13 protein-coding genes are annotated in these 12,673 nt (G+C 71.0%); 5 read left to right on the top strand and 8 right to left on the bottom strand.

Translation table 11 applies throughout. From position 1 onward, the window contains the following. Positions 1-12 precede the first annotated feature (12 nt). Both EYA84_RS05915 and pdxY read left to right on the top strand, forming a co-directional pair. Positions 13-645: a hypothetical protein gene (locus tag EYA84_RS05915; RefSeq protein ID WP_131051997.1), complete on the top strand. Its 633-nt coding sequence runs from the start codon at positions 13-15 to the stop codon at positions 643-645. A 115-nt stretch (positions 646-760) separates the two neighbouring features. Next, a complete protein-coding gene (gene pdxY, locus EYA84_RS05910; protein WP_131051996.1) occupies positions 761-1,612 on the top strand; it encodes a pyridoxal kinase PdxY in 852 nt (283 codons plus the stop codon). A gap of 60 nt (positions 1,613-1,672) precedes the next feature. Here pdxY and EYA84_RS05905 read toward each other — a convergent pair whose 3' ends face one another. After that, positions 1,673-2,902: a CdaR family transcriptional regulator gene (locus EYA84_RS05905; protein WP_131051995.1), complete on the bottom strand. Its 1,230-nt coding sequence runs from the start codon at positions 2,900-2,902 to the stop codon at positions 1,673-1,675. A gap of 155 nt (positions 2,903-3,057) precedes the next feature. Between EYA84_RS05905 and EYA84_RS05900 the strand changes: the two genes are divergently transcribed. Continuing rightward, complete coding sequence (locus tag EYA84_RS05900; protein WP_131051994.1) at positions 3,058-4,167, top strand: DegT/DnrJ/EryC1/StrS aminotransferase family protein; 1,110 nt, start codon at positions 3,058-3,060, stop codon at positions 4,165-4,167. Positions 4,168-4,194: 27 nt separating this feature from the next. Here the strand turns inward: EYA84_RS05900 and EYA84_RS05895 are convergent, their stop codons facing one another. From EYA84_RS05895 to EYA84_RS05885, 3 genes are all read right to left on the bottom strand, one after another. Beyond that, positions 4,195-4,911, bottom strand: a complete 717-nt coding sequence (locus EYA84_RS05895; RefSeq protein ID WP_161594913.1) for a class I SAM-dependent methyltransferase — start codon at positions 4,909-4,911, stop codon at positions 4,195-4,197. A gap of 220 nt (positions 4,912-5,131) precedes the next feature. Further along, entirely contained in the window at positions 5,132-5,539 is a 408-nt protein-coding gene (locus tag EYA84_RS05890; protein WP_201272308.1) for a VOC family protein, read from the bottom strand. A gap of 211 nt (positions 5,540-5,750) precedes the next feature. Beyond that, positions 5,751-6,416, bottom strand: coding sequence for a hypothetical protein (locus tag EYA84_RS05885; RefSeq protein WP_131051992.1), 666 nt, complete (start codon positions 6,414-6,416; stop codon positions 5,751-5,753). 264 nt (positions 6,417-6,680) lie between these two features. On the opposite strand from EYA84_RS05885, the gene EYA84_RS05880 reads away from it, so the two are divergent. Together EYA84_RS05880 and EYA84_RS05875 are read left to right on the top strand one after the other, a co-directional pair. After that, positions 6,681-7,889: a class I SAM-dependent methyltransferase gene (locus tag EYA84_RS05880; RefSeq protein ID WP_131051991.1), complete on the top strand. Its 1,209-nt coding sequence runs from the start codon at positions 6,681-6,683 to the stop codon at positions 7,887-7,889. Beyond that, a complete protein-coding gene (locus tag EYA84_RS05875) occupies positions 7,882-9,306 on the top strand; it encodes an NDP-hexose 2,3-dehydratase family protein (protein WP_131051990.1) in 1,425 nt (474 codons plus the stop codon). The genes EYA84_RS05880 and EYA84_RS05875 overlap by 8 nt, the downstream gene beginning before the upstream one ends. 6 nt (positions 9,307-9,312) lie before the next feature. On the opposite strand, the gene EYA84_RS05870 is transcribed toward EYA84_RS05875, so the two are convergent. From EYA84_RS05870 to EYA84_RS32385, 4 genes are all read right to left on the bottom strand, one after another. After that, positions 9,313-10,104, bottom strand: coding sequence for a response regulator transcription factor (locus EYA84_RS05870; RefSeq protein WP_131051989.1), 792 nt, complete (start codon positions 10,102-10,104; stop codon positions 9,313-9,315). Further along, the gene (locus EYA84_RS05865) at positions 10,101-11,075 is read right to left on the bottom strand and encodes a DUF1702 family protein (protein WP_131051988.1); all 975 of its coding nucleotides are present in this window, start codon (positions 11,073-11,075) and stop codon (positions 10,101-10,103) included. The genes EYA84_RS05870 and EYA84_RS05865 overlap by 4 nt, the downstream gene beginning before the upstream one ends. Then, complete coding sequence (locus tag EYA84_RS05860) at positions 11,072-12,268, bottom strand: glycosyltransferase (protein WP_131051987.1); 1,197 nt, start codon at positions 12,266-12,268, stop codon at positions 11,072-11,074. Before EYA84_RS05860 ends, EYA84_RS05865 begins: the two co-directional genes overlap by 4 nt. Before the next feature lie 58 nt (positions 12,269-12,326). Beyond that, positions 12,327-12,673 (bottom strand): hypothetical protein (locus EYA84_RS32385; RefSeq protein ID WP_201272307.1); only part of this gene is annotated, 347 nt, incomplete at its 5' end.

Raw genomic sequence — 12,673 nt, 5'->3', positions numbered from 1 at the left:
ACGGAGATGCAGATGAGAACGGACAATCGCAGGCGGCTGTTGGCGGCGGGTGCCGCCGGGGCCCTGCTGGTCGGGTCGGTGGCGATGGCCGCGCCGGTGTCGGCCGATCCGGGTGACACCGGTGACGTGACGGTCACGGTGGAGATCGAGGAGTTGGTGGAGCCGGGTGTGTTGGCGATGTCGATCGCGGGTGACTCGGTGGCGTTGACCGAGGACGGGTCGACGTTGCTGGTGCGGCAGTTCGTGGGTGGTCTGCCGACGGTGACGGTGACCGACACCCGGACCGCCGACGAGGTGCCCTCGGGTGCGGCGTGGGCGGTGCTCGGTAGTGCCACCGACTTCACCGGAGCCGACGGTCAGGAGCCGATCGGTGCGGGGCACCTGGGCTGGAAGCCGCGCCTGGTCGACGGTGGCGACACCGGTCTGGTCAGCGAGGGTGAAGAGGTGGTGACGGTGTTGGACGAGCCGACGCAGCCGGGCAACAACGTGGGTCTGGTCGACCAGGAGTTGCTGGTCTCCACGTTCGACTCCGGTGCGGTCGCCGGTGGCGCGTACTCGGTCGACGCCGACCTGTTCCTGCGCACCCCGGCCGATGTCGCCGCGGGCGAGTACACCTCGACGCTGACCCTGTCCCTCTTCGAGTAGGACCGGCCGGATGGGGGGCCGCCGCACGGTGGCCCCCCATCCGGAGCGCGGCCGTGACCTGGCCGAAGGGTGACCCCTGCGGCGTCGGGGGAGCGGAAGGCGCGATGATGGACGGGTGAAGATCCTGTCGATCCAGTCCTCGGTCGCCTACGGCCACGTCGGCAACTCGGCCGCCGTGTTCCCGCTGCAACGGCTCGGGCACGAGGTCTGGCCGGTCCTGACCGTGCACTTCTCCAACCACACCGGGTACGGCGCCTGGCGGGGGCCGTTGCTGGCGCCCGCCGACGTCGCCGAGGTGATCGCCGGCATCGCCGATCGCGGGGTGCTCGGTGACGCCGACGCGATCCTCTCCGGTTACCAGGGCGACCCGGCGATGGGCGCGGTGATCCTCGACGCGGTGGCCCTGGTCAAGACCGCCAACCCGGAGGCCGTCTACTGCTGCGACCCGGTGATGGGCGACGTCGGCCGGGGCATGTTCGTCCGGCCCGGCATTCCCGAGTACCTGCGCGACGTGGTGGTGCCCCGGGCCGACATCGTCACCCCGAACCAGTTCGAGCTGGAGTTCCTCGCCGGCCGGTCGACGGACTCGCTCGACGAGGTGCTGGCGGCGGTCGACGTGGTACGCGCCACCGGCCCCCGACACGTGCTGGTCACCAGCGTGCTGCACGGTGACGCGCCACCCGACAGCCTGGAGGTGGTGGCCGTCTCCGACGAGGGCGCCTGGGCGGTGACCACGCCGCTGCTGCCGATCAGCCCGAACGGCGGTGGCGACGTCACCGCCGCGCTGTACCTGGCGCACCTGCGCAGCACCGCGTCGCCCGCGACGGCGCTGGAACGCACCACCGCCTCGATCTTCGCGGTGCTGGAGGCGACGCTGGCGGCGGGCACCCGCGAACTGCAACTGGTCGCCGCGCAGGACGCGATCGCCGACCCGCCGGCCCGGTTCCCCGCCCGCCGGTTGCGCTGACCGGAGCAGCGGAGGCCACCTCCACGGCACGTGGCGAGGTCACCTCCGGTCGGTCGACCGTCACTCCTCGCCGCTGTGCCGCTCCGCCAACCGGGCCAGTTTCAGGGCCAGGTGCAGGCAGAGTCGCTCGCCGCCGTCCTTGAGGTCGGTGCCGGCCAACTCCTCGATCCGCTGCAACCGGTAGTAGAGCGTGGTCCGGTGCAGCCGCAGGTCGGCGGCGGTGGCGTGGGCGTTGCCGGCCCGGTCCAGGTAGCGCTCCAGAGTGGTCAGCAGCGTGCGGTGGCCCGGCGTGGACACCAGCCGGGCCAGCCCCGGGTGCACGTCGGCCACCGTGAGGTGTTGCTCGCCGAGCCGGGCCAGCACCCGGAAGACACCCAGGCCGGACCAGGCGACGACCCGGCCCAACGCCGGCAGTCGCGCGCCGACCCGCGCGGCGTGCAGCGCCTCCACGTACGACTCGACGACGTCGGCCAACCGTGGCCGGGTGCGGCCGACCCCGACCACGGTCCGTTCCACGGAACCCAGACTGCGGGTCACCTGCTGCAGGTCGTCGTCGAGGTGCCGGGCGGCCACCTCCGGCGTCGGCCGGCCGGCGGCGGGTTCGGCGGGCAGCAGCAGCACCCCGTGGTCGTGCCGGACCAGGTGCAGCGCCTCCCGCGTACCGGCCCGGCGTCGCGCGGCCACCAGCGACTGTTCCAGCGCGATCCGGGCCCGCTCGTCCGGCTGCCGCTCCTCGGGGGCGACGAGCCGGGCGACCAGGGCGGTCCGGGGACCGTCGGCGTGGATCATCCCGGCTTCCAGCAGCGCCCGCACCGCCTGGTCGCGGCTGCCGGGGCTGTCGGCCAGCAGGGTCCGGGCCGCCTCGGTCTCGCTCTGCGCGGCCAGCTCACCGAGCAGGTTCTCCCGGTACAGCGCCAGCGACAGTTCCCTGAGCAGGCCGGTGGCGGCCAGGTCGACCTCGGTCATGGTGCCGTCGGGATCGATGAACCAGACGAACCCGAGCAGCAGGTCGTGGTGGCGCACCGGCACGCAGAGCCGGGGGAGCAGGTCCAGTTCCGGGCTGGCCGGTGTGCGTACCGCCAGGCGGGCGTCGGCGATGCCGAGACCGCGCAGCCAGGCGATGACCTCCGGGGCGGTCTGCCGCCGCAGGATCGACGCCCGGCGGACCTCGTCCATCAGCCCGGTCTGCTCGCTGTAGACGACGACGCGTTGCCGCCGGTCCTCGATCAGTGCGGGACGGCCGACGTGGGCGGCGACCGCGTCCACGATGCGCTGCAACTCGCCCCGCACCGCACCCCCTCTCCCACGCCGTCGCGTCGGTTCCGACGTACGGCATGATCGAATCTTGTCCTCACCGCTGGAGAGCGTCGACCAGGGCACATTCGTTACGGATGCGTGTCCGTCAGCGCGCACCTGGGCCGGTCGCCGCACTAGCCTTGTCGGGTATGAGCATCAACGTGTGGAGCTACCTCACCGAGTACGAGGCGGAACGCGACGAGCTGCTCGAAGCTGTCGACAAGGTGTTCAGATCGGGTCAACTGGTGCTCGGGGCGAGCGTGCGGTCCTTCGAGACGGCGTTCGCCGCGAAGCATCAGCGGAGTCACTGCGTCGGCGTCGACAACGGCACGAACGCGCTGGTGCTGGCGCTGCGCGGTCTCGGCGTCGGGCCGGGCGACGAGGTGATCACCGTGTCGAACACGGCCGCCCCCACGGTCGTCGCGATCGACGCCGTCGGTGCGACTGCGACCTTCGTCGACGTACGGCACGACACGCAACTGATGGACGTCGGACAACTGGCCGCCGCCGTCACCGAACGTACGCGGTGCATCCTCCCGGTGCACCTGTACGGGCAGGCGGTCGACATGCGGGCGGTGCGCCAGGTCGCCCAGGACTTCGGGCTGAGCGTCCTGGAGGACTGCGCCCAGGCCCACGGGGCCCGTCAGGACGGCCGGATCGTCGGGTCGTTCGGTGACGCGGCGGCGTTCTCGTTCTATCCGACCAAGGTGCTCGGCGCCTACGGGGACGGGGGCGCCGTGGTCGTCGACGACGACCAGCTGGACGCGACCCTGCGAAGGCTGCGGTACTACGGCATGGCGGAGCGCTACTACGTCGTCGAGACGCCCGGGTTCAACGCCCGCCTCGACGAGGTGCAGGCCGAGATCCTGCTCCGCAAGCTCGCGCGGTTGGAGCAGTACGTCTCGGCCCGGCGCGCGATCGCGGCCACCTACGCCGAGGCGTTCGCCGACACGGACCTCGGCCTACCGACCGTGGTGCCCGGCAACGAGCACGTCTACTACCTGTACGTCGTGCGGCACCCCGCCCGCGACGAGATCATCCGACAGATGAAGGACGCCGGGATCACGCTGAACGTCAGCTATCCGTGGCCGGTGCACACCATGAGTGGCTTCGCGCACCTGGGGCAGGGGGTCGGCTCGCTGCCGGTCACCGAACGGCTGGCCGACGAGGTCTTCTCGTTGCCGATGTATCCGACGCTGGCGGCGTCGGACCAGGCCCGTGTGATCGACGAGCTGAGCGCCGTCCTGTCCCGGCTGTGAGCCGCCACCCGCTCGTGCGGGGTCGGCTCAGCGGTCGGCGCGCTCGAAGACCGAGATGACGAGGGGGCTGTCCGACTCGACCGGGCTGCGCTCCCAGTCGCACCAGCGCTCACGCAGCCGCAGCCCGGCCAGCCGTGCCATCAGGTCGAGCTCGGCCGGGCTGACCCCGCGACCGTCGAAGGGCACGACGTGCATCAGGTCCTTGCCGTAGATGATCTCGCGGATGTGGAACTGCTGCGACAACGGGTCGACCTGGTAGGCCCAGAGCACGGTGGCGTTCTCGCCCATGTGCGCGGGCATCACCCCGAAGTCGCCGGGTGCTCGGGCGAAGGTCTCGAACACCAGCACGCCGTCGTCGGTGAGGAGTTCGGCGGCGTTGCGCACACACTCCGTCTGGGCATCCTGTGTGGTCAGGAGCAGGAAGGTGTTGTCGAGGCACGTGACGAGCCGGTAGCGCCCGTCCGCCGCGATCTGCGGCAGTTCGCTGAGCGTGGTCTGCACCATGTCGCCGCCGGGCTTGCCGGCCAGGGTCTTCAGCATTGCCGCCGAGCTGTCCACCCCGGTCACGCTGAGCCCGCGAGCGGCGAGGGGGATGGCGACCCGACCGGTGCCGACGCCCAGTTCGAGGACGGGGCCGCCCTCGGCCAGGTCGGCGAGGGTCGCCACCATCGGGTCGGGCGCCTCGGCGCCGTAGACGAAGTCGAAGAGTTCGGCGTAGCCCTCTCCGTACGTTTCTGCTGCCATGTCGGCTCCTGCCATCCAAGGGGGCAACGGTCAGCCCCGTGACACATCAACACACCCCACGGACCCGTCACAAGTGGTGGGATCGGGTCCCCGAAGGCGACGCGGGGCACCCGGAACCGATCCCTGACGCGATCGATTCCAGGTGCCCCGACCTGGTCGAACGGCCGGACTCGACGTCCGGCCGCCATCCACACCCGTCGACGGGTGTCGTGCTGCGGTCCTACTCCGCCGGCGGCTCGTACTTCGGGTTCTCCCACACGAAGTTGACCTTGTTGCCGGCCGGGTCGACGATCTCGGTCAGCTTGATGAAGTCGAAGTCCTGAATCTCACCGGCGGTCACACCCGCGCTCGCGAGGCTGGCGACATGGGCGTCGATGTCGTCCACGCCGATGACGATGTTGGTCCGGCCGGTTGTCTCCGGGTCCAGCGAGACCTGGATCCAGGCGTTCTCCGCGATCTGCCACTCCGCCACGCCCTCCTGGGGCTCGACGTCGGGGCCGCGCCCGATCCACTGCTTGTACCAGGCAACGGCAGCGGCGTGGTCGGAGACGGGCAGAACCGCCGTGACACTCTTCAGGTTCGGCACGTTGGGCTGTCCCTTCAGTTGGTTGCTCGTCAGTTGCTGCACCGCGCAAGGCGGTGGGCGAAGGCGTACGATAGCAGCGTTTCATACATTTCGGTCTGTCGCCGAGCGGCAAAGTCGAGGGTCATCACCTCGGTCAGGCCACACTGTCGACAGTGTTCGGAGCGGTCGGACCTGCCCCCGCAGCAGCCGACCGCGAGCGCCGCCACACCCGAGGGCGGGTGCGGCGGCGTCGAGCGAACTGCCCGGCGACGGGTCAGTCCGTGACCACCCGGCGCAGGGCGGTCTCGGTGAACACCTTGATGGCGACGACCTCGTTGTCGGCGTTCGCCATCGGGACGAGGCCCTCCTGGAAGTAGGAGAAGCCGATCGGCGGGACCTTGTTGACCGTCGCGAACATGTGCGCCGCGTCCGGGTTGTGCAGCGTACCCATCGGCGTCTCGACGGCCAGGAAGATCATCTGGTGGCTGCGCACCGTCTCACCGGCGGCGAAGTCGATCCCGAGCGGGATCTCCAGGCGGCCGACCGACGGCGGCAGGTTGACGTCGAACGACCGCCCGACGCCGAGAGCCACCTTCTGCCCGGGGAACAGGATCTGACTGGTCGCCTCGGCCCGGTAGGACTTGATCTCGAGGTCCAGCCGGAGGGCGCCGTTGAGCGTGAGCACCGGGTCGTGGAGCTGGATGACGCAGTGCGACTCCGGGAACTCGAAGCGCTCCCGCGGCATCGTCGTGTCGTTGGGGTCCTTGCCGGCGACGACCTCGATCGTGGTCTGCGCGATCGCGTGGTAGCCGCGGCTGCCGTCGGCGAAGGTGCGCCGAGGCGTCATCACCTCGAGCACCTGTCCGGCGCGGCCCCGAAGGGCGGCGGCCGGGTCGGCGATCTCGCTGGGGAGGTCGCGGTCGAGCTCTTCGAGAAGCATGTCACCGATCTTGATCATCTCTTTGCCCTTTCGTGCGAGTTGTCTTGACGGTGTTGCTGCGCCTCTGGCCGGAGGATTGCTCGTAATCGCAACCCTAGGAGCGCATCGCGGAATCGGGCACCGGTGAATCGCGCCAGTCGATCCGGCAGGCGCGCCAGAAAAGATGGCGCACCCATGACGCGGACCGACACGGTCACGACGCGGTCCGCGTGATCCACGACGGACGCCAGGCTGAGCCGCCGGTCAGCGCCTAGCATCCGCTACATGCCTTGCAGAGCCTGTGGCGACGCGGTGACGCAGTTCCTGGATCTGGGCCGGCAACCGCTGTCCGACGCATTCCGCATTCCCGACGATCCCTCCGACGAATTCTGGCTTCATCTCAGGGCCGTGGTCTGCCACGGTTGTCACGTCGTCCAACTCGCCGATCCGGTTCCGGTCGAGCGGATGTTCCACGAGGAGTACCCGTTCCGCACCTCGTCGTCGAGGCGGATGGCGTCGCACTTCGCCGCGACCGCCGAGCGCCTGGTCGCCGGGCTGGAGTCACCGGATCCCTTCGTGGTCGAGATCGGCAGCAACGACGGCACCATGCTCGCCACGGTCGCCGCACGCGGCATCCGACACCTCGGCATCGATCCGGCGGCGAACATGGTGGACGAGGCAGTGGCCCGCAGGGTCAACGCGCGTGCGGAGTGGTTCGACGCCACCACCGCCGCCCGGGTACGCGACGAGTTCGGCCCCGCCGACGTGGTCTACGCGGCGAACACCATGTGCCACATCCCCGACCTGCGCGGAGTCTTCACGGGCCTGGAGACGGTGTTGGCCGACGACGGTGTGGTGGTCTTCGAGGATCCCTACCTCGGTGACGTGCTGCGTCTCGGCTCGTTCGACCAGATCTACGACGAGCACTTCTATCTCTTCTCCGCCACCTCGGTCGCGCGTATCGCCGCGCTGCACGGGTTCACGCTGGTGGACGTCGAGCACCTCGGCGTCCACGGTGGCGAGGTGCGCTACACGCTCGCCCGGGACGGCCGTACCCCCACGCCCGCCGTCGGCGCGCTGATCGCTACCGAGGACCGCACCGGCACACACGACCTGTCCCGGTTGCAGGCGTTCGCGGCCGGCGTCGCCGACCGCCGCGAGCAACTTCGGGACGTCCTCATGGACGAGCAGCAGGCCGGCCGCAGCGTCGCCGGATACGCCGCCACCGCGAAGAGCGCCACCGTGCTGAACTACTGCGACATCGGGCCGGGACTGCTACCGGTCGTCTACGACACCACACCGGAGAAACAGGGCCGGACGACTCCCGGTTCCGGCATCCCGGTCGAGGCGTTCCCGCAGGACCTCGCCGACTACCCGGACACCTTCCTGCTCTTCGCCTGGAACCACGCCGACGAGATCGTCGCCAAGGAGCAGGAGTTCGTCGAGCGGGGCGGCCGGTGGATCCGTTACGTGCCGGAGGTGCGGATTGACTGACCGCCGGGTGGCCACCCCGTCGCATCTCGTCGAGTCGCGTGCCGACCCGTCGCTGCTCGACGAGATACGACACTGGCGTGAGGCGATGGGCGGTGTCCGGTACGCGCGGCCGTCGCGACTCCCACTCGATGCCGTTCCGGGCTGGAACACCGGTGCCGAGGAGCCCGCTCTCACCCACGGCAGCGGTCGGTTCTTCGCCGTGCGGGGGCACCGGGTGCGGACCGAGGACGGCCGCCACTCGTGGATGCAGCCGATGGTCGACCAGCCGGAGATCGGCCTGTTGGCGATCGCGGTGACCCCCTCCGACCGGGGCTACGCGGCGCTCGTCCAGGCGAAGGCCGAACCCGGCAACATCAACGGCATCCAACTGTCGCCGACCGTGCAGGCGACCCGGAGCAACCGGGAACGGGTGCACGGTGGCCGACCGGTCCCGTATCTGGACCTTTTCGATCCGGCGACGGCGGACGTCGTCGTCGACTCGCGGCAGTCCGAGCACGGTGGCGTGTTCTGGCGCAAGCGCAACCGCGTGATGATCGTCCGGACCCCACGGTTCGCGCCGCAGGAGGGTTTCCGCTGGATCGACCTCGCCGACCTGCTGGCGCTGCTGCATGACGACGACCTCGTGCACGCCGACACCCGGGCCGTCCTGGGCTGTGCGCCGTGGACGCTGCCCGGCGAGTTCGCCGTGTCCGGGGCGCGGCTGCCGGTCCTGCCCCGAACCCTGGCCGGTGCCGCCCGGTGCGACGTCCGGCCGCTGGCCCGCTGGCTCTCGGCCGAGCGCGCCCGGCAGTCGTCGGTCTCCGTCCGCGTCGCGCTGCCGGACCTACAGGGCTGGCGACGCGGCGCCGACGCGCTCCGCCGGGAGGACGGCACGGGCTTCGAGGTCGTCGCGGTCAGCGTCGACGCGGCGGGACGCGAGGTCGACCAGTGGTGCCAACCGATGATCCGGCCGGTCGGGCTGGGCGTGGTGGGCCTTGCCGTTGCCGACCGTGGCGGTGAGCTCCACCTGCTCATGCAGGCATGTCCCGAGCCCGGCCTCGTCGACGACGTCGAGTTGGGTCCGACCGTGCAGATCGCGGGTGGCGAGAAGCCACGGTCCGGCGCGGAGGCGGAGCTGCTGGCCCTTCTGCTCGACAGCCCGGCCGAGGCGGTCCTGTTCGACGCGGTCCTGTCCGACGAGGGCGGACGCTTCCTGCACAGTCGCTGCCGGCACCTCGTCGCGTTGATCGACCACCGCGACGCACCGGCGGGCTTCCGGTGGTGCCCGGTCAGCGAGGTGATCGCCATGCTGGTGCACAGTCACCAGGTCAACATGCAGGCGCGCAGCGCGCTGGTGTGCCTGGTCGGCGTAGTGGCGGGCGAGTCGCGGTCGGGGCCGACCCCACTACCGCGACCGGCCGCGCGTACCGCGGCCTGACCCGCGTCACTGGCGGCTCGGAGCCGCCGGCACGGTGACGGACGGCTGCCGATCCGCACGGTGGGCGTCGGCCAGCACCGCCCTGGTCGCGGTGCCGTTTCGGGCGCCGGACCCACGACGACCCTCGTCCTCGGCACGGTGGCGCATGGCCTCCATGGAGCCGTCGAGCAGGCCGTGCCGGGCGGCGACCACCACGGCCTCGTGCCGGTTCGACACGCCGAGTGTGCGGTACAGCTCCTGCAGGTGCCGGAACATCGCCCGGGTCGAGAAGTTCTCGTGGCTGGCGAGCCGTTCGACGCTCCATCCGCTGGCCAGCGCCGCCAGACGCAGCACGTCGGACTCGTCCACCGACAGGTCCGTCTCGGCCGGAGCGGGTCGGCTGAGCAGGTCGACGGCGACCGCCCTGGGCAGCCGGACGGCGCCGGCCCACGTCGCCTCCAGTGCGGCCACGATCTCGTCCGGAGACGCCGCGTAGTCGACGACACCCCAGGCCCCGGCGTCGAGCGCGCGTCGGTAGTCGTCGGCGGTGGGGTCCACGAGCAGGGCGAGCAGCGCGACCTGCTCGTCGTGCGCCCGGAGCGCAGAGAGCACGTCGACGTCGGAGTCACTGCGGATGGAGAGCAGCACGGCGAGGCGGTACTCGGTCGGGTGGGCCGCCCGGCGGAACCGCCGGATCCAGGCGTAGCAGTCGCCCGGCTCGGCCGTCTCGTAGCCGGCGTTGTCGAGTTCCCGCGCGATGCCCTGCCGGTAGGCGGGGATCGGGTCCCGGATGGCGCAGACGTGCCGTGGCCTGCTCATGCCGATCGTTCCGGGATCGGGATCTCGGTGCGCAGCCGACGTTGCCATGCCACGTAGCCGCCGTCGCGGCTGGTGTCCCGCCCGGGTGGCGCGAGGCACCGGTCGGTGACGGTGGTGACCCAGCCGGCGTCGGACCGGTCGAGTTGGTCGAGGAACCGCGTGAAACTGCGGGGTGAGGCTTCCCGACGCGCGGTCAGGCCGAACGCCAGGCCCTGGAGGAAGGCCCGTCGCTCGGTCTCCTGGTCCGATGGTGCCGCCGGGAGGCAGCGCATCCGGCGCATCCCGGCGAAGGCGGTCGCCAGGCCGAGACCGGCGTACAGCTCCGGACGGAGCGCAGGGGCCAACCGGGCGCCCTGGTCCTCGATGACCTCCGGTCGACCACCGGCGACGAACCAGAGCGCCCGACCATGACCCTGTGACCACAACGCCTGGTACTCCGCCTCGGGGAATGGGCAGGGAACGTCGAAACGCGGTGGCGCGGCCTTGAGGAAACACGTCGCGAACGCCATGCCGTCGATACCGAGACCGGTGAACAGGCCGTCTTGACGCCAGAGCGGGCTGCGCCTCATCGCCTGCGCGGCGAAGGGCCGTACGGCGTACCACCAGCCCCAACCGGCGAAGATCAGATACCGGTGGCCGGGCAGCGTGGCGAGCAGCCGGCGGTGCGCCGTACGGGCCCGGCCCGGATACAGCGCTCCCGCCGCGGCGAACGCCATCGCGGCGCCCTCGACGTAGAACGGGGCGAGGTAGTCGTCCGCCATGCCGTCGACCCGCGCGCTCACCGCCACCGGATCGTACGCCCGCAGTGTGTCGTTGAAGCCGGCCGCGAACTCGCGGCTGATCGCCCGGACGAGATCGCCCACGGCGGCGTCGACCGGCGTGAACAGCGCGAGTCGACGGTCGAGCCGCTCGTCGGTGAGTGCCATCCGGGCCGCGATGCGCGACCGCACCCGGTCGCCGGTGCCGGTCATCGGCGCGGATTCTCGGCGTGGATCCGCTCGATGAACCCGACCGCCGCGTCGTCGATGGGCGGCACCGTCAGCGTCCGGGCCTGCAACCGGCGCGCCGCCCGCCGGTACGCCGGATCGCCGAGGACGGTGGTCGTCGCCGCCGCGACGTCCTCCGGCGTGAAACTCGTCCAGTCCAACTGCACGCCCATGCCGTGCTGCGTGAAGCGGTTGGCGATCTCGAAGGCGTCGAAGAGCAGCGGCACCGCGACGACGGGTACGCCGTTGACGATCGCCTGGCGGGCGGTGGCCGGGCCGGCGTGGGTGAGCAGCATGTCGATCGAGCGCATGAGCAGCGCCTGGGGCACCCACTCGACGACCCGGACGTTCTCCGGCACCGGGACCCCTTCGATGATCTCCTTTCCGTGCCAGTCCAGTCCCTTGCCGGTGGAGACGATGACGTTCGCGTCCACCGCGCCCATGCCGGCGATCACCTTGGCCAGCGGGGGCCCGTAGGAGGGGATCGTCGAGGCCGCCGTACCGAAGCTGGCGTAGACGAGCGGTCGCTTGTCGTCGACCAGGTCGCCGATCCACTCCGGCAGCACCTCGCCGCGCCGGACGCCGTCCACCCGCACGGTGAACACGTTGGGCAGTTCGAGTTCCTCCGGCGCGAAGGTCGGGGACAGCATGTTCAGGTGGCCGTACGCGTACTGCCGCAGGCCGTCCGGGTCCGGCGGCAGCCCGAACTGCTGGCGGCGGCGGTCGAGCGCGGCGACCACGCCCGTGCCGAGCATCATGCCGTTGAAGTCGAGGACCCCGACGGTGACGTGCGGCAGCCCGGCCCGTTCGGCGGCGAGGTAGCCGCCGAGTTCACCGGTGTCGCGCAGCACGATGTCGGGATTCCAGTCCGCGATGGCCCGGGAGACGTCCTCGCCCATGGCGACACACGCCTCTCCGCAGAACAACTCGGCCATGAAGTTCTGCGTGAAGTCCTCCATCTCCTCGGGAAGGACGTCACCGTCGAGGCTGTCGAGGAAGTCGCCGACCCAGTCGGGACCGGCGGTGATGTGCTCGATGCCGAGCGCCTCGACGGTGGCGGCGAAGCGTCCCGACACGGCGATGGCGACGTCGTGGCCGCAGCGTTTCGCGGCCTCCGCGACGGGGATCAGTTCCAGCAGGTGGTCGTGGGCCGGCAGACTGCTGAACAGCAACCTCATGTCGAGTCGTTCCTCCGTGGTCGGTGGTGCCGTGGTCGGTGGCGCGGGACGGGGGTCGTCATCGGCCGGTCACCCCGTTCGCGAGACGGGTGACGGCGAGATGTGCGGACTCCATCGCGCCGTCGAGGAAGGGATGGTCGATGACGTCGACACCGGCGACGGCGATCCGTCCGACACCGTCGGCGAGGCGGCGTCTGGCGTCGGTGGTGGCACTGCCGTCGCCGGGACGGTCACACGAGGTGGCGTACCGGGCGTAGCCGTGCGGCCAGAGTTCGACGCGGATGTCGGCGATGTCGCGGTCGGCCACGAGGCCGCCGGGCGCGAGCGCCTCCGCCAGCAGGTGCCGCAGTTCGACGGTGATCTCCCGGCGGGCCGTGGCGGCGCGCAGCCGACGACGGCAGCCGG

This window comes from Verrucosispora sp. SN26_14.1, assembly GCF_004307965.1.
Taxonomy (GTDB): Bacteria; Actinomycetota; Actinomycetes; order Mycobacteriales; family Micromonosporaceae; genus Micromonospora.
The sequence above is the reverse complement of the archived record's forward strand: the minus strand, read 5'-3'. Positions and strand labels throughout refer to the sequence as shown.